Below are 25,182 nucleotides of genomic sequence, written 5' to 3' on the forward strand. Positions count from 1 at the left end.
GATCTGTTTATTGTTGCTGAAGGGTCAGCTCTGGTGAGGCATCGGCAATCTGTAGTTGCTGCGTCGCGAACTCCCGATACATTTCATGATGCTGCAGCAGTTGTTCATGGGTACCCCGTCCGGTGACTTTTCCCTTCTCGATAAAGATAATCTGATCCGCTCCGACAACCGTTGATAACCGGTGAGCGATGACAATCGTCGTCCTTCCCGCCATCAGATTATCGAGCGCTTGCTGCACTACGATCTCCGAGCGGCTGTCCAGACTGGATGTGGCTTCATCCAGCATCAATATCTTCGGATCACGGAGCAATGCACGGGCGATAGCAATTCTCTGCCGCTGTCCGCCGGATAGCTTCACTCCGCGTTCGCCTACATCCGTATCAAATCCCTCCGGCAGCTCGGAGATGAACCCATCGGCATAAGCCATTTTCGCAGCTTGATCCAGCTCTTCAAGGCTGACTTCACGTTCAATCCCATAGCATAGGTTATCGCGAATCGTTCCGGCAATCATCGGGCTCTCCTGGGACACATAGCCGATAATCCCCCGCCAGGAACGGAGTGAGAAGGAATCGATCCGCTCGTTGCCGAGCATTACCCGTCCCTTCTGCGGCAAATAATAGCGCTCAAGCACCTGGAATAACGTGGTCTTCCCTCCGCCGCTTGGACCAACTACCGCCGTGACAGTACCAGGCTCCATCTGGAAGCTTACTTCCTGAAGGATAGGTTCATCCTGTTTATAACCGAACGACAGATTTTCAATTTTAACTGGAAGCCTCGCATCCGTCACCTCAAGGCCGGCATGGAAATCCTCCTCCTGCTCGTTCAGCGTCTGCATCATCCGCTCGGTCGCACCGTTGGCTTTCTGCAGTTGGGTGAAGAAGGTGCTAAGCTGCGTTACCGGAATGACGATCTGAATCAAATAGAGAATGAAGGCTACTAGTTCCCCGGCGGTCAGTACGCCTGAAGATACCTGCATACCGCCATAACCGATGACTATCACGAGCAGCATCATTAAGACGAAGCTCATCAGCGGACTGATCCAGGCCATAATCAGCCCTTCTTTGATCCCGAATTTCAGCAGATTCTGAATTCCTTTGCTTCCGTTCTCATACTCTATCCTTTCTGCATTGGAGGCTTTTACAAGACGGATCTCCGACAGCACTTGGCTGATCATCGCCGTGAAGGAGGCTGTCTCATCCTGCATGCTGATCGAGACCTTATACATCTTGCGGCCGATCGGCACAAGCACAAGGGCCGCCAGCGGAATCACGAGGAACATAATCAATGTCATCTTCCAGTTTAGATAGATCAGTACGGCGATGGAGCCGATAATGGAGATGATACCGCTGAAGAAGCTGGCTACATGCTCGGAGATGAAGGTCTTAATGACTCCCGTGTCATTCGTCATTCGGCTGACGGATTCCCCTGTCCGGTTGTTATCGAAATAAGAGACCGGCAAAGCAAGCAGCTTCTTCCACAATTTATCGCGAATGATGGCAACTACTTTCTGGCCAATATAATTCAGCAGGAAGATTGACACGCCAGCCGCCAATGTCTGCCCGATAAAGGCGGCGACCAGACCAACGATCTGCATTCGGCTAATGGATTCCAGAGAGAATCCGTCGACCAGGCTTTTGGTAAACATCGGTATAACCAGACCGACCAGCGTAGAAACAACGCTTAGCAAAATCGAAACAATGATTAAAGCCATCGGCGGCTTTGTCTCTTTCATTAATCGATAGAATGATGAGAAATTAGGTTTGGATATATCTGTTTTCATGGTTCCTCTCCTTGAATTATTTAGAGGTAGTTCAAATGGTCCGCCCTGAACCTCTAACGATACAGGGTATCGCTATTTCCAGCAAATTGGGCTGGGAAACTTTCTAACGAAACTCGGTAACGTTATTGAAGCGAATAAGCGGCTTATTACCTTATTTTCTCCCAAATAACGATATGGTGTTTCGTTAGATTTTATTTGCCACCGTTTTTAAGCAAATAACGATCTGTAGTTTCGTTAGACGACGGGCCTTTTTGAACATTCCCTTTATGTTCTTAAGAGAAGAATACCCTACTAATTTAAACAGAAGTTAAACAAACCTTTTTCTAAAAGAGGTTGTTCAAAAAGTAGTTCAAGTTATAAATTCTCGACCTCGACACTGGTTACATGCTCAATATTTCGTACAAAGTTATAAATCTCTGTTGTATATTCCTTCTCCGACGCTGTAATCACCATGTCTACCCGGTGACGCCCTTCATCCAGGTCTTTGATCTTAAGCCGGCGGATGCGATGTTGTAGAATATGTTTGTTGCCGGTCTTGTCATCTTTGCGTTCAATAATCCGAATCAGATCCGTGACATTACCATGCTCCTCCATGACGACCTTCAGAGATACATCACGTTGATTCAACTTATAAGGTCCGAACCACTTAATGAGATACGGGACGAAATTAACAGCAAGAATCAACAAAATGACTGCTAGCGCGGCTTCGATATAAAATCCCGTACCAATCGCAATCCCAATCCCGGAAGCCGCCCAGATCATCGCTGCGGACGTTAGTCCGGAGATTCCCTCATTACTGCGGCGCAGAATTGCACCTGCCCCCAGGAAACCAATCCCGCTAACAATTTGGGCCGCCAAGCGCATCGGGTCCATATTCGGATGATCCGGCCCGGCAAATTTCTGAAAGGCTTCAATCGAGACGATGGTGACAAGACAGCTCGAGATGCAGATGACCATACAGGTTTTAATCCCAAGCGGCTTCTGCTTCAGCTGCCGGTCGATTCCAATGAACAAACCGAATAATAAAGCAATGCAAAGTTTAAACACCATTTCCCAATTTGAAACCATAACATTTCTCCTTCAATTTTATAGTGTATTATTGATTATCCCCTACGGGTAGAGATATCCATGTGCTCACCTAAAACTTAAAGTAAACTCCATTTTATAATGAAGCACAAATAAAAAAAAGACTCAAAATGAGTCCCATAGTGCGAACGGTAAAATAATAGCCAATACAGCTAATGTCGTTCTGAAAATGATCTCCTGCAAAGATCCCGTATCGATTGCGACCGGCTTCGGCAAGAAGCGGAATTTCCGGTTCAAAGGCCAGAGTAGAGCAACCCCTTGATCATTTAGAAGATCAATGAGCGGATGTGAGGCATAAGCGGCGATAATCGTCCAATAGTAGAAGTCAGGCAGTGGAGTTAACAAATAACCTAACAACACTAGGAACAACAAGGAGTGTGTCAGAGTGCGATGCTTAACGCGCAAGATTTGCAGCAGCCATGACAGCGGCAGCAGAATCTTGGCCATCGTTGATCCTCTCTTATCAATGTCCGCTAGCGGTCCTACCAGACATCCGATCAGCAGCGCTGCTCCCGATTCCCAGGATAGAAGCGGCTGATTGTAGTAGATGATGACGCATTCGGCCGCGACCAGCCCTGCTAAGGTGTGTGTCTTCTGAAGCATTCCATAATTCCTCCGTATCTCTAAGCTGTCTTTGGCTATTATAGCAAAAAAATGAACGAAATAGTTTCATATTTTGCCTTGATACGACTTTTATTTACATTTTTTATCTATTAAGGAGGAGCTGCCCATTCGGATAGAGAAATCATTACTTACCACTTTACGTCTGGGGCGGAGCAGGCGAAAGTAGGGATTCCGCACGACGGTCGCCAGTGCACAGCGGACGTATAACATAGATATTCTAATTTCAGGGGTTGTTCGACGTTGGAGTTGATCCGGAGGATTGAAGAACTTCGGTTGGAATTAAATAAACTCTCCACTCGCAAGCTGACCGACCGAAAAATCGTAATTCTGAGCCAGAAGCTTGACCAATTACTCAACGAGTACCACAAGAACAACAAGTAATGGATTCAGAGGAGCCGCCTAATGCGGCTCCTTTATCACTTCACCGCTATACTTTCTATTAAACTCATAAAAAAAGCTATCCCGCTAATCGTAAATTAGTCGGGATAGCCAATTTTATTCTCGGTCAAATCGCAGCAATCAGATACTAACTAATTAGAAGCGAGCTGCAAGGTCAGCTGCACGTTTGATACCGTCTTGAATAATCTCTTCCGCGCGATCCGGGAATTGATTGTGGCCTTCCACGATTACATTCTCGGTGTTCTTGATACCCCAGAATGCCAGCGTATTAGCTACATAATTCAAGGACATTTCCAAAGAAGCCATTGGTCCTTCGGAATATACACCGCCTCGAGCGTGCAACAATGCTACTTTCTTGCCGCCAACAAGGCCTACAGGGCCTTCTGGAGTATATTTGAAAGTCTTGCCTGCTTGGTTCAAATAGAACAAGTAAGTCAGAAGCTGTGCAGGAATGGTGAAGTTCCACAATGGGAACGCAAATACCACTTTGTCTGCGCTCAGGAATTGATCAAGATATGAGTTCGCAAGTTCTACGGCCTTCACTTCTTCTGGCGTTGCTTCGAATCCGTTAGCCAGTTTGTATCCTCCGTTAATCATATCGTTGTCATAGTACGGAAGGTTCGCTTCAAATACGTTCACTTCAGAAACTTCATCCCCGGGATGATTTTCCTTGTAGGACTGCAAGAAGCTTTCATACAATTTCACTGTTGCGGATTGCTCAACCGGACGGTTGTTAGCTTTGACAAATAATACTTTAGCCATTTTATGGTTCCTCCTGGTGAATTTACTATTTTCCTATCTACTAACTTTTTCTCTAGAGATATCGTTAACATAGTAAATTACCCAAGGTGATTTGTCAATTGCAGTTTCTAGAAAATTTTCTGTATCTTTTGTCACATCTTCATTATTTTACATTAAAGAACGTGAAATTACTTTCTCTCTATAGGTTTCTGCCGCTGACACCATATGTGACAAAGCTGCGACAGTTTCCTCCTGCCCTCTTGTCTTCAGTCCGCAATCGGGGTTAATCCAGAATAACTGTGGATCTAATACCTCCAGTGCCCGTTCGATCAGAGACAACATCTCTTCCTTAGAAGGAACTCTTGGACTATGAATATCATAGACGCCAAGACCAATGCCGAGCGGGTAAGTATGTTCTTCGAAGCTGCTGATCAGTTCTCCATGACTGCGTGATGTCTCGATCGAGATCACATCCGCATCCAGGGCCTGGATCGAATCGATGATGTCCTGGAATTCGCAGTAGCACATATGCGTATGAATCTGCGTCGTATCTTGCACTGAGCTTGTAGAAATCCGGAAAGCATTGACCGACCAGTCCAGATATTCCTGCCAGTCCTCCCGCTTCAGGGGCAGCCCTTCTCGAAGCGCAGGCTCATCCACCTGAATCATCTCGATCCCTGCTCTCTCCAGAGCCTCTACTTCCTCACGCAAGGCAAGGGCGATCTGATATGCAACATTCTTGCGAGGGATATCCGTCCGCACGAAGGACCAGTTCAATATGGTGATCGGTCCGGTCAGCATCCCTTTAACCGGCTTCTGTGTCAGCGATTGAGCATATTGTGTCTCCTTTACAGTCATAGGCTGACCGAATTCCACATCCCCGTAAATAATCGGCGGCTTCACGCAGCGCGTCCCATAGGACTGAACCCATCCACCACGTGTAAAAGCAAAGCCAGGCAGCTTCTCGCCGAAAAATTCAACCATATCCGTCCGTTCGAACTCTCCATGTACGAGCACATCCAATCCGATTTCTTCCTGAATTCGGATCCATTTATCAATTTCAGATTGAATGTATTGATCGTATTGCTCCGTGCTCCATTCGCCTTTGCGCCATTTCTGCCGTGCCGAGCGTACTTCCTTCGTCTGCGGGAAGCTGCCGATGGTCGTCGTCGGAAGCAATGGCAGCTTCCATTTCTGCTCCTGCTTCACTCTGCGTACTGCGAATTTGTTCTTCCGCTCCGAGGGCTGCTGCAACGCCTGCTCCACCCTACTGCGAACATTATGACGATTACGGACCGGAGCAGCAGATAATGCCTGAATGGACTGCTCATTCTCCGCAAATAGGGCAGGGATGGACGAGCTGCTGAACGATTCCTTAAGACTAGCGACTTCATCCAGTTTCTCTTCCGCAAAGGCCAGTGCATCCTTCAGAAGCGGTTCCAGCTCTGTCTCTCCTTGCAGGCTGACTGGTACATGCAATAAGCTGCACGATGGCTGCACGATAACCTTTTCCGCCTCTGGAGCTAGCTCTACGATCTCATCCAACAGCTGCTTGGCCGCTTTCAGGTCGCTGCGCCAAATGTTGCGTCCATCGATGACTCCTGCTCCGAGCACCTTGCCTGCCGGATAGCCAAATTCTCGCAGTGCCGAAAGATTGCCCTCTAGACCGTGTACAAAATCCAAGCCAATTCCTTGTACCGGCAGAGCAATCACCTGTTGATAACCGGACACTGCGGCGAAGTAGGTTTGCAGCATGATGGAGATTCCCGGTACTTCCTGAACAATCGTCTTATAAATCAAATTAAGTTGCTGGATATCCTCTGCGGTTAGCTCTATTACGAGAGCTGGTTCATCGATTTGTACCCAGGCTGCACCTTCTGCCGCAAGCTCACGCAGCACCTGAATATAGAGCGGCAGCAGCTTGTCGACCCAAACGTTGAACTCTCCCTCTCCATATCCTTTGGACAGTTTCAGGAACGTATACAAACCAAGTAATACGGGTCTGCCTTCCATTTGCAGAGCTTGCTTCGCTTCCCGGTACGCCTCTAGCGGATAATTTACAGTCAGCTTCGGCTCTCTGTCTCCAAGCTCAGGTACGATATAGTGGTAATTCGTATTGAACCACTTGGTCATCTCGCTGGCCGCAGCCTGTTTATTTCCTCTGGCAATAGCGTAATAGGTGTCTAGTGGTACTGGACCACCATCATACTCGAATCGTGCCGGGACTAATCCGAACATCACCGCCGTATCCAGCACATGATCATAATAGGTAAAATCACCGACTGGAATGACATCGATTCCTTTGCTTTGCTGCGTACGCAAATTGTCCAGGCGGATCGCAGTCAGTCGTTCCCGCAGGTCAGGCTCCGCGATTTGCCCTGCCCAATAAGCCTCAATTACTTTTTTCCACTCCCGATTCCGTCCAATTCTTGGGTAGCCCAGATTACCGCTTACGATTTTTCTCAATTCAATCAACCTCCATGAATAATGTTTGATGAGACACAAGTTCATAAATCCAGTCCAGTTAAATAAAAGAGGCCCCCTTTAAGCAATGCTAAAGAGAACCTCTGTATGGATTTACAATGGCAGTAATCTTTAACACCTCCCTATCTTCCGTAGGTAATGCAGTGTTGTCAGAATAGGCAGGTCTCCTGGCTCCAGATTCAACGTCTTCATGCTGCCTTCCCGATAGACTTGTATCAGTGGCAAGAATCGCAACGGACTCCTCTGTTACAGTGGCGGGACCGCGCCGGTATTGAACCGGACTTCCCTTTTAAGCTCCCAATCCATTAGACTGGAGCACCTATCCCCACAATATTAAATTGATAGGTAATTCAAAACTGGCCTTTTTGAATCTAATTCTTATTCTTTGTTATCATCTTACTATGTATCGGGGACAGTAGTCTTATCGGAATTTACTATAACTAGTTATAATTGTCCTGAACCGCCTTCTGCAGCATACCAATGCAGCGATCGAGATCGGCCTTCACCTGCTTCTTGTAGAGCTTAGCCTTGTCCCGTCCTTCTTCCGTAAAATGGTACAGTACGATCTCCTGAAAGTCGACGCTTGGATCATTTCCCTTCAGCTGCTTGGTCCGATATAGAACTCCTTCCTGCACCAACTCATGTAAAGCCCGGTAAATCTCGCTCAGCGGAGGCACATACCCGAACGGCTTGAATTCCTCCTTCATTTCCTCCAGCATCTGATAACCGTATCCACGACGCTGCTCCACCTTCGTAATCAGGTATAACTTAATGTAAGCCCGCTGGGCAATCATAAAAGCCATGGGCTGCCACCTCCCTTTTGTTTCCAGTATACCTAATATATGAATTTTTCACAATAGTTGATTTAATAACTCTTTTCAGATGATATTAACGTTGCTAGATCGTCGTAAGAGTAACAATCAAGATAAAAGTAACTAAGCAGCATGAATTTGATCTTACTATTATGAATTTTTCACATAGTGAAATTATACCACAAGAGATTGTTTGTTGTCCTTCCTTACTTTCAGCTTTTAGTACTAGATAACCGGTTGTGAAATAAGGAACTAGGAGTTTGGAAGCTTATACTCCCGTTGGAAAAATAGTAAAATCAAGTATGATTGTTACAGGTTAAAGAAGAATTTGATACTTATGATGAGTGGAAAGAAAATTACGATAAAGTGGTACGAGATATTAAAGATAAGCTCATCTATAGTTCCTATCGCGATTGGAGTGAAAAAATAATGACGTTTGAACCGGAGAATAAGCTCGAGGAAATTTTAATGACGGCAGCAACCGATCCCTCTGCCCGATATGATTTTTACAAGGAACTGGTGGGTTCCAATATTTACACCATTCAATACGGAAGTGAAACTGATACGAACGAAGGAGTATTAAAAGAAGGTTCATCGATTCAATTGTTAAATATTGAAATCAACCAGAAATTATATATACCGATCTTTACTTCATTACGCCGTCTACAAGAGGCCATTGATCAGGAGGTTAATTATTGTTCAATGAATGCCGTGGAATTCTTTCAATTAACTCGTGGTGCCGATGTATTTCTAAATCCGACTTCAAGCTATGGAAAAGAATTTACGGCAGCAGAAATAGAGTCCATTTTAGATGGATCCATTTTTGGCCCTTCCCAGGAATATGAAGTTCAGCAAGAGACAGAGGTTATGATCGGACAACCGGCCATTAAACCCAAAGAGCTCCTTGATGCGCTAAGCAAACTATTTGCAGATATGAAAGAAGTAAAGCTCGCCTATCATGCGCATTTCTTCAACCCACAAATGGATGAGAAATCACACACACTCATTGCTCTTGAAGTGAATGACAACATGAATGAGATTGTAGCCAAAGCAGGAATGGTGGTAAATTCCGTACACGTTCCTGACCCACCCGTCACATTTATTCAGTTGGATGGGTCATCAGGATTGGAAGATTACTTTAAGTCCAATGTTAAGCCTTTTTACAAAGGCTATGATTGAGCATAAGACAACCGCCTTGGTGAGTAAGGCGGTTGCACTGTGACGTGATACTTTGGTTAGATTGTAATTTTAGACAATGCCCAAAGCTTTCGTATGAATAGATGGTGACTTTATACATTTATTATTCTCGTATATAGCTTTGATTACTGATATTTCAACGATAATAGCACTTATTCTTTCGATTCTTTTATTGCAGTAAGACATCGCTTCTTTTAAATTCTCATCGTTTAATCTGTTTGCTATTGTACAGTGAGGTATCCAGTTATTAGGAAGATATTCAGACTCAGCATTCATTCGATATTTTTCAAAGAAACTGTGATGATTAGCATGGAACGTTAAAAATTCTTTGGAGGGAACAGGGGCAAGGAATAAAATCCCCGTGTTCAAAAAGGTCCCTATCGAGTTCATAGTGATTGAAAGTTGTTTTTTAGATTCATAAAAGCAGTCAAAATCGCTTATGAATTTCTCGATATCTACGTCAGAGCCATAACCTGCTATCGTAATATGAGGTCGTCTATCTTGTACTTCTTCTGCATATTTGGAAACTGCATTATCACTCAACTCTTTCCAAACCTGCTTTATATAGAGCTCTGTATCCTGGTCAAAATGAGCAACTACTCCGTACACCTCTATAACCTCCTCAATAACTATAACCCTTGCAATGAAGAGTATTCAACGGTACCATGAGCAATCCTGCCGTTTAACAAGTATAAGCAGAAAGCCGAAGTTTGGCGTTCGTGTCGGTCACTGCAAACAGGCATGATTTGACCAACATATTTTTCTTGTTCGAAGCCGTACTCTCGTATTCCTTGCTGTCTATGTAACGGAACCAAGCCAAATAATGTTGCAAGTATTTGGTTGCAACATTATTTGGCTTGGTCCATCCATTTCTTCAAACGACTGTGATATGAAACATTTGTTCGTAATTATCAAATATCAACAATAAGGTTTAACATAGCCTTTACAAAAAAAGAGTTCTTGGGCTGTTCTAGCGTTCCTATGCATGTTATATCCAACTCGGCGAATCTACAGACCCGCTCTAAATCCACCCTTGCTCCATGGCATAACGCGTCAATTGTACCCGATTCTCCAGATGCAGCTTGTGCATAATGTTCTTCAGATGGTTCTTCACCGTCTGATCGGAAATGTCGAGAGCCTTAGCAATCTCCCGGTTAGTCATCCCTCGGGCGACCAAGTCAAGTATTTCGCGTTCACGATTCGTAAGAGGATGGTGACTGGCCTGATTCGGTTTCTGTAATGAAAACTCCTGTAAAATACGTAAAGCCAGCTCACTTGTCATCGGTGCTTCCTCACTAGCCACTGCGCGAAGGTATTCAAGCCAAATACCCGGCTCAAGATTTTTCAGTAAATAGCCCTGCGCTCCCTGCTTCAAAGCCTCAAATAGATAAGCTACATTATCGGAGACGGTGACAAGCACAATTTTTACATAAGGAAACTTCAGCTTGATCTCTCTCGTCGTCGCAAGTCCGTCCTGACCTGGGAGATGAATGTCCAGTAGAATTAAATCTGGCATCCACATCTCAGTCTGTAATACAGCATCCTCTCCACTCTCAGCAAATCCGATGATTTCAAAGTTCTCGTCCTCCGAGAGGATATCACTAATCGCTTCGCGAGCGTGGGGATGATCATCAACGATTAATACGCGGGTTCTCATGATTTCCTTGTCCTCCTTGGATCATAATACAGGTCTCTCCAGACATAGATTCTACGGTTAAGCTCCAATCCATCTGTTTGGCTCGCTGCTTAATGATCCGCAGTCCGTACCGCTCCGGCGATAGTTCTCCTACTGCAAAGCCATTCCCCCGGTCGATAATGCTTACTTGAAAAGCTCCTTCTTGCTCTCTTCCCTGCACAAATATGTCCTGAACAGCAGCATGCTTGCTAGCGTTCACGATTGCTTCCCGGATGCAGGCAAGCAGCTCCAGCTTCTCCTTGGCTGACCACCGTTCCTCTGTTAGCGTCCAATCCAGATGGAGACCCAGCTGATACTCATCAGCAATCTGCTGAATTCGCTCCGGGAATGAAAGTCGGTTCCCTTCCGCATCAATATCTGGCGGCAGCTTCAGATCGGATATCGCCTGCCTGACATAGCGATTAACGTCTTGAATCGTATTCCGGAGCTCGTTCAAATCCGCCGCTTCCCCGCTGGAATTCTGTCTTTTCTCCGCCCGATCCACTTTGACAGACAACAGGAACAAAGATTGCGCGATGCCATCATGCAGCTCTCTGGCTAACTGCTCCCGCTCTTCCCAGCTCGCCTTGAGAGACCTCTCCTTCTGTAGTTCCTCCTGCATGCTCTCCAGCTTGCGGAACCATTTATACTGCAAGGTCACACTGATCATAAACAGCAGAACAGGTGTTAAGTAATTGCCTGTATCCATCGATAAATACGGCATCAGAAATTGATGTCTGACATATTCCCAAATCCCGATCAGCAGCGTCGGGACAATCAAGATCATCCATTTTAACTGTCGGTATGACATGCTGCACCTCCAATATCCACTTCATATAAGGTTCGTCCACCTGCCAACAGTATTATAAGCTATTATGCAAGGATGGGTATAAATACAAGCAAAATAAAACCGCCCCATGTTCGAGCGGTATCTGAATTAATGATTATAAACTCAACGTAGAATGATGATGCTCTTTCCTCTCCTCTTCTTCATAAAGGCGAATGCTGATCGCCAGACCCATGCAAATCATATTAATCACTAGCGAAGTTCCACCATAACTGATAAATGGCAGCGTAATTCCGGTAAGTGGCATCAGCCCGATGAACATCCCGATGTTCTCAAAGATTTGATAGAGGAGCATGGACACAATGCCTACGATTAGATATGGGCCAGCCCGTTCCTTGCATTCCAATGATATCAATATCAGGCGATGGATGAGCACAAAATACAACAGCAGCACGACTGAACTGCCGACAAAGCCGAATTCTTCAGCAATCACGACGAATATCGAGTCCGAATATGTAAAAGGAACCCGCTCGGACTGCACATTCTCCCCCTGCATATAGCCCTCACCGCTCATACCGCCGGCAGCGATCGCCATCTTGGCATTTCTCGTATGATAAGCCGCATCATCCGTAGCAATCTCTGGCATCAGCCAAGGGTCAATCCGATTGATCCAGTGTTGGCGGCCGATATCGACGAGAAATTGCTGAATCTCATCATGATGTTTCTTATATGCCCCAATCCCTCCGAAGACCGCTCCTACTAATAAGACTGCAGCTAGAAAGGCATGGGTGTATTTAATATTCCCAATCCACAGCATACCGCCAAGGATGACAAGATAGCTTAGCGCGTTCCCCAGATCATTCTGCACCATAACTGCGGCGAATGGAATGAATGTAATGAGACACATCGGCAGCACGTCTCGCCAGAATCCCAGCTTAGGCTTCTGTTTGCGAAATAGTATATAACTTAGGAACAGCACAAGAGGAAGCTTGAAAAATTCAGCGGGTTGGAAGCTCATTCCGACCACCGGAATCGTCATCCAGCCTGTGGCGTTATGATAGGTGTTCCCGATAAAATTTACGAGTACCAGCAGGCCAAGTCCAAGCAAGTAAATATAAGGGGCCAATTTGAGTAAAATTCGGTAATTGACCAAGGAGATAACAGCTAGAACAAAAAAACCAAAAAAGTAATATTTCAGCATTTGCATATGGTATCCCTGATATGCGGTGTTCATGGTTGCACTATACAGAACGGCGATGCTAATGCCCATAAATAACAGCAGAATAAACAGAATGACGAAGTCAAATCTTTTTAACCTGTCTAATATAACCATGGCTTCACATCTTCACTTTGGATTTGGACAAGCTGCTCCCACCAAGCTGACAATCGGCAAATTCTTGAATTCATATTATCATAATTCAACCATCGAAGGAATGATCTGGGATTGGAGATCAACAAAAAAAACAGGACAGATCCCAAATGATCTGCCCTGTAAGTAAACGAAGGTTAACCCAAATCCGTATTACAACATCTTCTTAATTTCGTCCTTGATCGCTTCGGATTGTGGACCGAATACGACCTGAACCGCACCTTTACCAAGTCTCATTACACCAGAAGCACCAAGCTTCTTCAATCCGGCATCATTGACTTCTTTCTCATCTTTAACAATAAGACGTAGACGTGTAATGCACGCATCCACCGAATTAATGTTGCTAGGTCCGCCAAGTTGAGTCAAAATTTGGGCGGAACGGCTATCTGTAGATACAGAACTTGAGGTTGTATTCTCTTCATCCTCATCTGCATCAAAATCATCTTCACGGCCTGGTGTCTTCAGGTTCAACTTCACAATTAGGAAGCGGAACAACACATAGTATACCAACGCGGTAACCAGACCTATTGGAATCAGCAGCAATGGTTTCGTTGAGAGTCCATAGTTGATTGCATAGTCTATAAAGCCGGCTGAGAATCCAAAACCGAGCTTCATACCAAATGCATAAGTTACAAATGCTGAGATACCGGACAAGACGACATGCACACCATAAAGTACAGGAGCAACAAACATAAACGCAAATTCCAATGGTTCAGTAATACCTGTCAAGAAGGACGCAAGTGCGGCACCCATGAAGATAGACGCAACCGCTTTACGTCTTTCTGGTTTAGCCGTATGGATGATAGCAAATGCTGCTGCTGGAAGACCGAACATCATAACTGGGAAGAACCCTGTCATAAACATACCCGCTGTTGGGTCTCCAGCGAAGAAGCGGTACAAGTCACCATGTATAACATCGCCTGCAGCGTTGGTGAAATCACCGATTTGGAACCATACGATAGTGTTGATAATATGATGCAGTCCAAATGGTACGAGAAGACGGTTAGCAACAATGTGAATTGCGGACCCTATTCCGCCGAGACTCGTAACCCAGTTCCCGAATGTATCCAGAACACTTTGTACTGGCCCCCAAATCAAACCACAAATTAAGCCCACAAAGATCATAGTAAAAGCTGTAATCATAGGTACAAAACGTTTGCCACCAAAGAATCCTAGCCAATCCGGCAGCTTAATCTTATGGTATTTATTGTATAGATATGCTGAAATACAACCTACCAGGATACCTCCAAGAACACCCATGTTCAATTTGGTATCTGCTCCTGCTTGCATCATACCAGGGAATATTCCTGGAACAATGGCAAGCAACTTGAGTAAGATTAATTGCCCAATGACTGCTGACAAAGCCGCTACGGCATCTCCAGCTAATCCGATGGCAACCCCGACTGCGAAAATCAACGGGAGGTTATCGAATATCGTACCACCGCCCGCATTCAAAAACGGAGCAATATAAGTATTAAAGAATCCCCCTACATTCTCCCCAAAGTGAAACTCATTGATGTAGTCAATGTTGCCGAAGCGATTCAAGATTGCTGCTGCTGGTAAAGTTGCTACCGGGAGCATCAACGACTTGCCGATCTTCTGAAGAAAAGCTAGCATTGAACAATCATCCTTTCAAATAGTGATATTAAGACTTCATAACCGCCTTTAAAATGACGTCTTGGCCTGCTGTCACTTGTCCGCTGAGTCCTTCTAAGCTCTCGGTCACTTCATCAGCGTTTGTAACAATAATTGGCGTGATCGTTGGATAACCCGCGCCAGCAATCTTGGCGGTATCGAATTCGATCAGCACTTGCCCAGCCTTCACTTTGTCACCAATGTTGACATGTGAAGTGAAACCCTCACCTTTCAATGAAACGGTGTTAATACCGATGTGGAACAGAAATTGCAGCCCTGAAGCATGCTCCAGCATGACGGCATGGTTCGATTTGATCACATGTACGACGGTGCCGTCGAATGGTGAGATCAATTTACCCTCTGCTGGCTCAATCGCGATCCCCTTGCCCATATGCCCTGCTGCAAATGCCTCATCTGGAACCTCAGTTAACGGAACGGCCTTACCTGTAACCGGTGCTAGAATTTCTAATTGCTTGCTTTCAGTTGATTTCTTTCTCCATTTAGAAAACATGAGTTAAACTCCTCCTAATCCTGTATGTTAGATGACCAATGGTTATTCCGACCTAAACGTTCAAATACGATCTTATCTTCTATAATCTTACATTCGCATAAGAACTATTCTTGTCCGGCTCCCTCCCCACGTCATCATTATCTTGATACCGTTTACATAACGGGTGTCATTCGTTCCTTAGACATAGTCTAGACTTAGAATTCTTCTGCCTAAAGATTCAAACAAAAAAGAGCCAAGAAAAGAATCCTAAAGAAATAGGACTGCTCTTCTTGGCTCATGCCCACAAGTTGAATGGTAACACGCCAAATGTAATCGGTATGTTGTTATGTGACTATAATAAATCAAGCTTCTGGTAACGTCAATAGGAAAATTGAAAGCGTCTCTATTTCTCGGCAATGAAGTACCAAGCTATGGATGATTCTACCGACATCTCGGAATAATAAGCAAAAAACGAAAATGGAGATTGCTGTGAAAAAGATACTATTCATTTATGGCTCGGATTTACGTGGCATTATTACCAATTGGGCTGCCGCCATCATCATATCAGGATTAATCTTCCTCCCTTCCCTATATGCCTGGTTCAATATCGGTGCATCCTGGGATCCGTATGGTCAGACCTCGGGGATCAAGATCGCGGTTGCAAATGAAGACACCGGAACTTCAATGCGCGGACAATCCATTGCTCTAGGCAAAGAGATCGTCAACTCACTGCATGAGAACCATAATATTGGTTGGGTATTCACCGACAGGGACAAGGCGATTCGGGGCTTAAAATATGGCAAGTATTATGCTGTCATTATCATTCCGGCTAATTTCTCAGCTCGAATTGCGACGGTTCTTACCCCGAACCCTGAGAAAGCGGAAATCCAATACTATGTCAATGAGAAGATTAATGCCGTCGCGCCAAAAATTACGGCCAAGGGAGCTAGCTCGATCGTTAGCGAAGTCAGCCAAAATTTTGTGAAGACAGCAAACGGGACGATTTTTCGTATTTTCAATGAAATCGGGGTGGAATTAAGAGAGGAGCTTCCCCTTATTAACAACGCCAGGCATCTCGCCTTTCAAATGGTACAGCTCTTCCCGGAGATTAACGAAGCGGCAAATATCGCTGTATCGGATTTGCAAAAAGGACAAACCATTGTCACTAAAGTGCAAAAAGAACTGCCCTTTGTCGCCGAACTAGCCCAAAAAGGCGAAGGCCTTGCCAGCCAAACCTCTGATTTCCTTGCCCGCAGTAAGGACGCTGTACAAGCAGCCGGCCCAGTAGCCAAAGAGACATTAGAGCAGCTTAAGCAGTTGGCCGATCTGGCTGGTCAGACGAGCAACAATCTGTTATCCGGCCTCGATGTAGCTGAAGATCTGGGACCATTGCAGCTGCCGGAGCATTTGGAGACTGGGTTATCTACGGCTGCCAAGGGAGCTGATTCACTTGGCAAGCTGCTAAGTCGATTACAGTCGATTGCTCCTAGCCCCAGATTAAGTGCAAAAATAGCTGAACTGGACCGAATTGCAGCGGATTTCAGACAGATGGCGCAAATCGTAAGGGACATCTCCGCATCTGCAGACCAAGGAAAAGACTTCATACGTTCCTTACTTGAAAAATTCAATGCTCTGGCCAAGGATGCTTCCGGGCGTCTGGATGGGCTCATCGGCAGCTTCGACAGCACGATACTCCCTGCGATGGCAGCCGCTCTCGATCAAGCGCAAAAGGACGCTAATCATACGAAGAACATCCTGTCAGAAGCTTTGTCCGACTTGCCCACCGTTAGCGATATTATTAAGGACGCAAAGAAAGGATTGGTTATAGCAACAACTGAAGCCAAAACCTTGCGCGGACGCCTCCCAGAGGCGGAGCGAAAGCTTAAAGAAGTGACCGACCGCATCACAGCCCTGGAGGAAAAAGGATCGCTAGAGGATCTCATCAATCTGCTTAGTTTGAACTATGCCAAGGAGAGCAATTTTTTTGCCGAGCCTGTCATCTTGAAGGAGACCCGGATGTTCCCGATTCCGAATTATGGATCGGCGATGTCCCCCTTCTTCACCACCCTATCATTATGGGTCGGCGGCCTGCTGCTCGTCTCCATGCTTACCGTCGAAGTGCATGACAAGACCATTCATGGGGTTCCAATACGCAGTTATCACGAGTATTTTGGTCGCTTCTTCACCTTCTTGACGCTGGCATTGCTGCAATCGCTATTTGTCACGACGGGAGATCTTTGGATTCTGGGTACCTATGCCGCGGAGCCACTCAGATTCATACTGTTCGGGCTCTTGATCAGCGCGGTGTTCATGCTCATGATCTATACGCTGGTATCCGTATTCGGGAATGTTGGGAAAGCGATGGCAATCGTTCTGCTCGTCCTGCAATTAGCTGGTTCGGGCGGTACATTCCCCATCCAGGTAACACCGCCCTTCTTCCAGGCGATCTATCCTTATCTGCCCTTCACCTACGGAATCGGGCTGATGCGCGAGGCCGTCGGAGGCAGCGTTGCCGGCTTGATTACAAGAGACATTAGCATTCTGCTTATCTATGTTGGCTTATCATTAATTCTTGGACTGGGTCTCAAGCGATTCGTGAACCGCATCTCCGCAAAATGGGTCAAAAAAGCCAAATCCGGACATTTGATCCATTGAAGCCTGGAAGCAGCTCACCCAACGAGAACTAAGCTCCTAAATTTCTGTTGTTTGATTGGAATTGTACCGGACTATGCCTAATGGAATAACCATATTCTATGTGGTTCTTTCCACTGAAATTGCCGTCTCCGTCAGATGTAGCAGCATATAAATGAGTAGGATGACTATCTTCGAACAATTATTGGGGCGGAAATATACCTTTGAAGAAACAGCATGTTGAACTTAATTCAACAGGCTGTTTCTTATTAAGAAGGGGCAATCTTTACATAGAATCGTCCTAACGAAACTACATATCGTTATTCCTTCGAAAATACGTCGGTAATTATTTTAACGAAACTACGTATCATTATTTGCAATATATTCAGGCCTTGAACGGCTTTTTTGACAAAATAGCGATCCCTTGTTTCGTTACATTTTTCAGAAGCCTGTTTTGACGCAAATAGCGATATGGTGTTTCGTTAGTGATTCCGATCGGGGCGCACCTTGCGGGTGGCCGTAGCCTCCAACGGATCATCCGGCCAGTAATGTTTCGGATAGCGGCCCTTTAGATCCTTCTTGATCTCGAAGTAAGTGCCGCTCCAGAAGCTGCGCAAATCCGAGGTCACCTGGACAGGGCGGCTGGCAGGCGATAGCAGATGCAGCGTAATCGGGATGCGTCCGTAGCCTATTCGCGGCGTCTCCATCATGCCAAATACCTCCTGCAGACGGACTGAGACATATGGCGCCTGCGGACCCTCATATTGAACTGGTATTTTGGATCCGCTTGGAACGATCAAATGAGTCGGAGCTTCAGTCTGAAGCTCCTGCATTCGTGTCCAGCCGATCCTATTTTCCAGAATCGTATATAGCGACAGGCTCTGGAGCTCCGAACGCTTACGCATACCGGTCACATAAGGCGCTAGCCATTCATGCACGTGACGAGCCAATGCTTCATCCGTTAGATCAGGCCAGGTAGGCTCAAGGCGGCGCAGGAACTCAACTCGTGCCTGCAACTGTTTTGACTTGGCATTCCAAGGAAGGAGCGTATCGATTTGCTCCGCCACTGCGCTAAGCAAAGCTTCTGATATTCGCTCTGCAGTTGGGTTTGGATCAGGCTTATCCTGCAGCAGTATTGCTCCTAACGTCAGACGACGGCGCACTCGCACTGCCCCAGTATGTTCATCCCAGTCCGCATGAGCGCTCTCCTCCATCTGATCCCGATAATACTCATATACATGCTCCTCAGGCAGCGGAGCAGCCAGCAAAATACGGCCCTCCGCGCCTTCGTCATCAACTTCTGCAATGGCAACAAACGGCTCTTCGCCGAGCAGCTGTCTATTCCGGAATACCGCTCCCCGGCCCGAACGCAGTAGGTATCTTCCATCCGGGCGTCTCCGGGCGATCCGGTCCGGATAAGCAAAAGAGACAAGCAGCCCGCAAAATGACAGCCAATCATCGGCCTTTCTACTAGCCATCTTGTTACTGGGCTGGATATCAGCGGCCATCTTATGAAGCTGCCGCTCCCATTGGCCGCTGACCTGCAACAATCGCTGCAAGGCGTAGCGGTCCACATCGGCGCTATGAGCGGCACCGGGACGCGGGCTTCCTTCTTCGCCAGCTGCCATCACTAGCGATAGGCGCGTGCGCAGATCGCTGTCATTGGCAGCGGCTTGCCCGCGGAACAGGTCGCGCTCTTCGAGCAGCGCGGCCAGACGGCAGGCCGCGCGGGAGAGCCCGAGCGAGACCGCGCGAAGCAGCATATGGGCGAGCCGCGGATGCAATCCGAGCGAGACCATCTGACGGCCGTGCGGCGTAATCGCACCGGCCGCATCCAGTGCGCCGAGCTGGCGCAGCAGCTCGGTCGCTTGGCGGTACTTCGCTGCTGGCGGCTCGTCCAGCCAGATCAGCTCCTCCGGGCTGGCGCCCCAGGCAGCGAGCTCAAGGGCAAGCGGCGTCAGGTCCGCTTCCAGCATTTCCGGCGGCGTGGCCGGAGCCAGCTGCCGACCCTCGGTCTCGCTCCAGAGGCGGTAGCATACGCCGGGAGCGAGGCGGCCCGCCCGGCCGCGGCGCTGGTCGGCCGAGTCGCGCGCCGCGCGCATCGTCGTGAGCCGGCTCATGCCGGTGCGCGGCGAGAACAACGCAGTACGCCGCAGGCCGCTGTCGATGACGACCGTGATCCCGGCCACGGTCAGACTTGACTCGGCGATAGACGTCGCCAATACGATCTTGCGCTTGCCTACAGGCGGTGCGGCAATCGCCTGCTGCTGCATCTCCTGTGGCAGCGCCCCATAGAGCGGGGTGATCAGCACGTCGCTGCCCAACCGCTGTTCTTGCTCTAACGCGCTTTGCACACGGCGGATCTCCCTTGCACCAGGCAGAAACACAAGCAGACTGCCCGAATGGGCATTTAGCGCATGTAGAACAGTGCGAGCTACCGCCGTCTCCAGTGGTACATTCTGCCGCGTTGGCGCATAAATCGTCTCCACGGGATACATGCTGCCCTTGCATTCAATAACCGGGGCGTCTCCAAGCAGACCAGCCACTGAGGCAGCATCCAGTGTCGCCGACATGACCAGAATCCGTAAATCCTCGCGTAGCAAGGAACAGCTCTGCATCGCCAGCGCCAATCCAAGATCCGCATGCAAGCTCCGCTCATGAAATTCATCAAATATAATGAGTCCGATTCCGGTCAAACCCGGGTCATTCTGCAGCATCCTTGTCAGAATTCCCTCTGTTACAACAGTAATTCTAGTACGGGCGGACACCCGGCTCTCCGTACGGATGCGGTAGCCGATCGTCTCTCCAACGGATTCGCCTAATTGCTGTGCCATATAGACAGCCGCGGCTCGCGCAGCAAGACGCCGGGGCTCCAGCATGATGATACCTTGGCCATTCAGCCATGGCTCATCCAACAGGGCCAGCGGCGTTCGCGTCGTCTTCCCCGCCCCTGGCTCCGCTGTCAGGACGGCTCGTCCATACTCATGTAATTTTTCTATTAGTGTTGGCAACACCTTATCGATTGGCATCGGTTGTGAATTATACATAAATAACTCCTGTACGTTCAATTTGTGTATACGATCAATTTGTGCAGGCCAGAGAACATCATCTCCGGCTCCTTATTTACTGCCATGTATAGCGTATAGAATTCACTTACAGTGCGCAAGCTCCTTCCGTTTTTAAAATAACTGTATTTGTACATTTGTTCCGCCAACTTTTTGCTCAAAAGAGAAATTTAGTTGCGGATATGAAGCTATTTTCTCTTTTTTTCTCCAGTGCCCTGTGTATTTCAACAAATAAGTGCATAGATGCAACTATATGTTCAAGGAGCGGCTTATAAAGCCAAAATAGTTGTAATTAAGCACTTATTCTTAGCAGGTCGCTTCAAAATAAGATATGAGGCTAAACCGCTGATAGAGATAGGCCTCCATGAAGCATACTACCTATACTTCATAAGCCTATGTATTCAACATTTGCTGCTCTTGTTCACAGCCCATCCCTGAAGAGTTATAATGTGCTAGGAAAGTTATGGTACGAGGAAGTGATTGGAAGATGAGACGAGGACGCTTTGCGCCTACTCCTTCAGGGGATATGCATCTTGGCAACGCCAAAATCGCCCTGCTATCCTGGCTGCAAATCCGTGCGGCTGGCGGACAATTTATTCTGCGAATTGAAGACATTGATATACAGCGCTCCAGAGCGGAGATTACAGAGAGAATTATCACCGACTTGAAATGGCTCGGGCTGGATTGGGATGAAGGCCCAGAGGTGGGCGGCGACTATGGCCCTTATTGGCAAAGCGAGCGACTCGAACTGTACCATGAAGCATTGGTCAAGCTGCAGGCGAAGCACTGCCTCTATCCGTGCTATTGCAGCCGCGCCGAGCTGCTGGCTGTAGCCGGCGCGCCGCACGGCCTCGCCTCCGAGGGCACGGCTTACGCCGGGACCTGCCGCTTCCTAAGCGAAGCGGAGCGCATAGAAAAAGCCAAGAGCAAGACGCCTTCGCTGCGTTTTGCTCTTGGCGAGGATGCCACCTCCTTCGAGGATGGCATCTTTGGCCCGCAATCGTTCCCGCCCGGCAGTGGCGGGGACTTCATCGTACGGCGAGCAGACGGGATGTATTCCTACCAGCTCGCCGTCACCATCGATGATGCCTTGATGGGCATCACCGATGTTCTGCGCGGCGCCGATCTGCTCGACTCCACGCCGCGCCAGCTCCAGCTCTACCAAGCGCTGGAGCTAACCCCGCCTACCTTCGCCCACGCACCGCTGCTGCTCGGCGAAGACGGACATCGCCTGGCCAAGCGGCATGGCGATCTCGGCATATCCGCGCTGCGCACAGCTGGCGCGAGGCCGGAGGCGATCATCGGCTGGATCGCCTACATCTGCGGAATCATCAGCAAGCCGGAGCCCGTCCAGGCAAGCGATCTGGTCAGCAGCTTCTCGCTGCAGCAGGTCGCGCGCCATCCTTTTATACTGACACAGCAAATCATCCGTCAGCTCCTGCCCTCCTGAACCCAGGGAGAGACAGGGGCTATTGAGTTTAGCGCATATCACCTATATTCCCTAAAATCATGCACAGCAGCTTCACAAAATTCTATGCCGTTCCTGTGTTCCTATTATGCAAACTACAACAACGACTCCGCACCGTCGATGACAATGCGCGCACCTGTAATATGCGAGGATTCATCACTAGCCAGGAAAGCGACCAAATCGGCTACTTGAGCAGGTTGACCCGGACCATCCGCAAGCGGCTGCGATCCCTCCGGATACTCGACGGGAATCACGATCTCCTTCAGTTCTTCACGAACTTCAGTGGACGAATCAATATTCGTCGAAATGGCACCCGGACAGATGACATTAACGCGGATTTTATATTTGGCTAGTTCCAGCGCCATCATCTTGGCAAAGGCAACCTGTCCCGCCTTCGTTGTACTGTATGCCGACATTCCGAAGCCGGAGAAGCGGTCATTACCATTGATCGAGCTCGTAATGATGATGCTTCCACTGTCTTGCTGCTTCAAATAAGGTACGGTATGCTTGACGGTCAAGAATGTACCACCCAGATTAATGCTGATCGTCCTCTCCCAATCCTCAAAGCTCAATTCCTCCACAGGCGCCAGCACACCATTAATCCCGGCATTTGCGAAGACGATATCAATCCCGCCAAAATGAGTCGCCACTTCCTTCACGGCCTGCTCGACCCTTACCGGATCAGCAACATCGACATCGAAAGCTCGTGAATGGCCATCAATCACTTCATTAATATGTCGCTCCGTACTACGGGTGCGCTCATCGATAAGATCAAAGAGAGCGACATTGGCCCCTTCCCCCGCTAGCTTCAATGCTGCCGCTCTACCGATCCCAGAGCCCGCTCCGGTGATCAGCGCTGTTCTTCCACTAAATCTTCCGGACTTGCTAAGATTTTCTGTCATATTGAACACGCTCCTCATTATAGATCATGCGACACAGACACATAACGTCTGTTCATGCAAAAGTCCCTGTCACAAGATTACCCATAATGAGGGGCTATTTAATCATTAAAGATCCTTTCTCTTAAAGATGGACCAGGAGATCAGATAGGATATGACGATGATCAGCAGCAATGAGCTTATTCCAAGCGCGATACTCCCTGTCTGATGGGAATTGATCCATGAAATGACCTGCTCAATGTCATTCGTGTCACTCGCAATGCTCGATATGGCGATATTGCCCAGCATGACAAGTACCATCATGGCGATATTCAAAAACTGCGCACCGTGTATACCAAGCCAAAAATACAAAGGCAAATAGATACTCATCGTCAACAGCACCGAAGCCAAGCTTCCGGCTAACAGAAAGTATTCATTAAATACAATCTCCGAATTGAATTGCCTTATCCCAAAGCTGACTCCAAAGCAAACAGCTTCCGCTAAGAAAATGGCCAAGACTGAGGATACATATTTGGCTAACACGATAATGCTGCGCTTAATCGGCAATGTGACCAGGAACTGCTGATTGCCCAGCCGCATATCGCTACCAACGACGAGAATCAGCATCATCCCCGGGAAGAGACCATATAGCATATTCGGATTATTCGTTGAGAACATTCCAGAGAACGCGAGTACGTAAAGTGCGATAATCCATAGATAACGGCGCTGTAGAATGAAATCCTTGCGGACCAGATTGATAATATTAGGCACGGACCTTCCTCTCCTTTACCGTAAAATACATAATATCCTCCAGTGTCGGCTGCTGATACATTACCGAATTACCGAACATGGAGACCGCACTGCTGCGATCCGCAGACAACCCTTCAAAGCCCAGGCTCGTCTCTCTGACTCCGACAAAGGCTTGACGCACATCATTATCCAGTAGCTCCTTGCCGCCCTTGATAAGCACATACCGCTCCAGAATGTCATCCTTCGTATCTGTAAATACAAGCCTTCCCCGATTCAAGAACGTCACATAGTCGGCAATCCGATCTAGATCAGTCGTTACATGAGTTGAGAACAGAATCGTCTTCTGCTCATCCAATATATATTCAGACAACAGCTCCAGCAATTCACGACGGAACACCGGGTCAAGCCCGGCTGTAGGTTCGTCCATGATGAGCAGCGAAGGATTGTGTGCCAGCGCGATCGCAATCGCATATTTCATCTTCATTCCTTTGGAGCAGTCCTTAATCTTCTTGCGCATCGGAAGCTCGAACTGATCCATATACCTCTGGAAAGCGAGCTCATCCCAATCTTTATAAAAAGGAGCTACAACCTTCTTCATCTGCTCCATGCTTAGCCAATCATAAAAAATATTCTCATCGGAAATATAACCGATCTTCTGCTTATATACAGCATCTTCCTTCCCCGTGTCCTGCCCCAGTACTCGGATGCTGCCCTTATCCGGCGTTACAATCCCCATAATCATTTTAATAATCGTACTCTTCCCCGCTCCATTCGGGCCGATCAGTCCGGTTATATATCCCTTGGGGGCCTCAAATGTAACGTCCGACAACTCATAATTTTTATAATTCTTGCCTATCCCCTGAACTTCAATCGCATTCATCCCTCTTTACCTCCCTCTTGATCTAACAACCTGATCCATTCGATCAGATCATCGGTGGACACTGAAATTTGATGAGCCCCATCTAGCAGCTCTCTAATCTGCTTCTCCAATTGTCTCATCTGCTGCTCACGGATAAATTCCTGGTTCCCACCTGATACGAATGAACCTTTGCCCACTACAGAGTCGACCAGCCCTTCCTGCTCCAGTTCGTCATACGCCCGCTTTGTCGTTATGACACTAATTTGCAAGTCTTTGGCCAGTTGACGGATTGACGGAAGAGCGCTCCCTGGCGCAAGCTCCCCCTGCAAAATACCGCTGCGGATCTGTCTGACAATCTGCAAATATATGGGTTCTCCCGAAGAGTGGGACAATAAAATGTTCATATTTCACCTTCTTCACCATCAGTGTTATGTTCGTTGCTAGTGTATATA

At 47.5% G+C, this 25,182-nt stretch carries 21 protein-coding genes and 1 riboswitch; of the genes, 4 read left to right on the plus strand and 17 right to left on the minus strand.

Features of this window, described 5'->3' with window-relative positions; genetic code table 11:
• Positions 1-7 precede the first annotated feature (7 nt).
• The 3 genes from ABD014_RS13270 to ABD014_RS13280 form a co-directional block, all read right to left on the minus strand.
• Positions 8-1,780: an ABC transporter ATP-binding protein gene (locus ABD014_RS13270; RefSeq protein WP_343861745.1), complete on the minus strand. Its 1,773-nt coding sequence runs from the start codon at positions 1,778-1,780 to the stop codon at positions 8-10.
• A 354-nt stretch (positions 1,781-2,134) separates the two neighbouring features.
• Positions 2,135-2,848, minus strand: coding sequence for an MgtC/SapB family protein (locus tag ABD014_RS13275; RefSeq protein ID WP_343861746.1), 714 nt, complete (start codon positions 2,846-2,848; stop codon positions 2,135-2,137).
• A gap of 123 nt (positions 2,849-2,971) precedes the next feature.
• A complete protein-coding gene (locus tag ABD014_RS13280) occupies positions 2,972-3,469 on the minus strand; it encodes a metal-dependent hydrolase (protein WP_343861747.1) in 498 nt (165 codons plus the stop codon).
• A 267-nt stretch (positions 3,470-3,736) separates the two neighbouring features.
• On the opposite strand from ABD014_RS13280, the gene ABD014_RS13285 reads away from it, so the two are divergent.
• Entirely contained in the window at positions 3,737-3,871 is a 135-nt protein-coding gene (locus ABD014_RS13285) for an aspartyl-phosphate phosphatase Spo0E family protein (protein ID WP_343862122.1), read from the plus strand.
• Between the two features lie 153 nt (positions 3,872-4,024).
• Here ABD014_RS13285 and ABD014_RS13290 read toward each other — a convergent pair whose 3' ends face one another.
• From ABD014_RS13290 to ABD014_RS13300, 3 genes are all read right to left on the minus strand, one after another.
• Entirely contained in the window at positions 4,025-4,651 is a 627-nt protein-coding gene (locus ABD014_RS13290; protein ID WP_343861748.1) for an FMN-dependent NADH-azoreductase, read from the minus strand.
• 147 nt (positions 4,652-4,798) lie between these two features.
• Positions 4,799-7,096, minus strand: a complete 2,298-nt coding sequence (gene metE, locus ABD014_RS13295) for a 5-methyltetrahydropteroyltriglutamate--homocysteine S-methyltransferase (protein WP_343861749.1) — start codon at positions 7,094-7,096, stop codon at positions 4,799-4,801.
• A 158-nt stretch (positions 7,097-7,254) separates the two neighbouring features.
• Positions 7,255-7,452, minus strand: a riboswitch (cobalamin riboswitch).
• A 102-nt stretch (positions 7,453-7,554) separates the two neighbouring features.
• Positions 7,555-7,917: a replication termination protein gene (locus ABD014_RS13300; RefSeq protein ID WP_120461562.1), complete on the minus strand. Its 363-nt coding sequence runs from the start codon at positions 7,915-7,917 to the stop codon at positions 7,555-7,557.
• 315 nt (positions 7,918-8,232) lie between these two features.
• Between ABD014_RS13300 and ABD014_RS13305 the strand changes: the two genes are divergently transcribed.
• Entirely contained in the window at positions 8,233-9,105 is an 873-nt protein-coding gene (locus ABD014_RS13305) for an enhanced serine sensitivity protein SseB C-terminal domain-containing protein (protein WP_343861750.1), read from the plus strand.
• A 69-nt stretch (positions 9,106-9,174) separates the two neighbouring features.
• Here the strand turns inward: ABD014_RS13305 and ABD014_RS13310 are convergent, their stop codons facing one another.
• The 6 genes from ABD014_RS13310 to ABD014_RS13335 form a co-directional block, all read right to left on the minus strand.
• Entirely contained in the window at positions 9,175-9,732 is a 558-nt protein-coding gene (locus tag ABD014_RS13310; RefSeq protein WP_343861751.1) for a 2'-5' RNA ligase family protein, read from the minus strand.
• A gap of 412 nt (positions 9,733-10,144) precedes the next feature.
• Entirely contained in the window at positions 10,145-10,780 is a 636-nt protein-coding gene (locus ABD014_RS13315) for a response regulator (RefSeq protein ID WP_343861752.1), read from the minus strand.
• Complete coding sequence (locus ABD014_RS13320; protein WP_343861754.1) at positions 10,755-11,609, minus strand: sensor histidine kinase; 855 nt, start codon at positions 11,607-11,609, stop codon at positions 10,755-10,757. Before ABD014_RS13320 ends, ABD014_RS13315 begins: the two co-directional genes overlap by 26 nt.
• Before the next feature lie 133 nt (positions 11,610-11,742).
• Positions 11,743-12,912 (minus strand): FtsW/RodA/SpoVE family cell cycle protein, encoded by a 1,170-nt coding sequence (locus ABD014_RS13325; protein WP_343862124.1) that lies wholly within the window; start codon positions 12,910-12,912, stop codon positions 11,743-11,745.
• A gap of 195 nt (positions 12,913-13,107) precedes the next feature.
• A complete protein-coding gene (gene nagE, locus ABD014_RS13330; RefSeq protein WP_343861756.1) occupies positions 13,108-14,571 on the minus strand; it encodes an N-acetylglucosamine-specific PTS transporter subunit IIBC in 1,464 nt (487 codons plus the stop codon).
• Between the two features lie 28 nt (positions 14,572-14,599).
• Positions 14,600-15,100 (minus strand): PTS sugar transporter subunit IIA, encoded by a 501-nt coding sequence (locus ABD014_RS13335; protein ID WP_343861758.1) that lies wholly within the window; start codon positions 15,098-15,100, stop codon positions 14,600-14,602.
• Positions 15,101-15,568: 468 nt separating this feature from the next.
• On the opposite strand from ABD014_RS13335, the gene ABD014_RS13340 reads away from it, so the two are divergent.
• Complete coding sequence (locus ABD014_RS13340) at positions 15,569-17,734, plus strand: YhgE/Pip family protein (RefSeq protein ID WP_343861760.1); 2,166 nt, start codon at positions 15,569-15,571, stop codon at positions 17,732-17,734.
• A gap of 458 nt (positions 17,735-18,192) precedes the next feature.
• Here the strand turns inward: ABD014_RS13340 and hrpB are convergent, their stop codons facing one another.
• Positions 18,193-20,757: an ATP-dependent helicase HrpB gene (hrpB, locus tag ABD014_RS13345; protein ID WP_343861762.1), complete on the minus strand. Its 2,565-nt coding sequence runs from the start codon at positions 20,755-20,757 to the stop codon at positions 18,193-18,195.
• A 505-nt stretch (positions 20,758-21,262) separates the two neighbouring features.
• On the opposite strand from hrpB, the gene gluQRS reads away from it, so the two are divergent.
• On the plus strand, positions 21,263-22,225 hold the full coding sequence (gene gluQRS, locus ABD014_RS13350) for a tRNA glutamyl-Q(34) synthetase GluQRS (RefSeq protein WP_343861764.1): 963 nt from the start codon (positions 21,263-21,265) through the stop codon (positions 22,223-22,225).
• Positions 22,226-22,338: 113 nt separating this feature from the next.
• Here the strand turns inward: gluQRS and ABD014_RS13355 are convergent, their stop codons facing one another.
• The 4 genes from ABD014_RS13355 to ABD014_RS13370 form a co-directional block, all read right to left on the minus strand.
• Positions 22,339-23,145: an SDR family oxidoreductase gene (locus ABD014_RS13355; RefSeq protein ID WP_343861767.1), complete on the minus strand. Its 807-nt coding sequence runs from the start codon at positions 23,143-23,145 to the stop codon at positions 22,339-22,341.
• 105 nt (positions 23,146-23,250) lie between these two features.
• The gene (locus ABD014_RS13360; RefSeq protein WP_343861769.1) at positions 23,251-23,892 is read right to left on the minus strand and encodes an ABC-2 transporter permease; all 642 of its coding nucleotides are present in this window, start codon (positions 23,890-23,892) and stop codon (positions 23,251-23,253) included.
• Entirely contained in the window at positions 23,885-24,751 is an 867-nt protein-coding gene (locus tag ABD014_RS13365; protein ID WP_343861771.1) for an ABC transporter ATP-binding protein, read from the minus strand. Before ABD014_RS13365 ends, ABD014_RS13360 begins: the two co-directional genes overlap by 8 nt.
• On the minus strand, positions 24,748-25,134 hold the full coding sequence (locus ABD014_RS13370; protein WP_343861773.1) for a GntR family transcriptional regulator: 387 nt from the start codon (positions 25,132-25,134) through the stop codon (positions 24,748-24,750). The genes ABD014_RS13365 and ABD014_RS13370 overlap by 4 nt, the downstream gene beginning before the upstream one ends.
• Positions 25,135-25,182 lie beyond the last annotated feature (48 nt).

This window comes from Paenibacillus motobuensis (assembly GCF_039521865.1).
GTDB lineage: Bacteria > Bacillota > Bacilli > Paenibacillales > Paenibacillaceae > Fontibacillus > Fontibacillus motobuensis.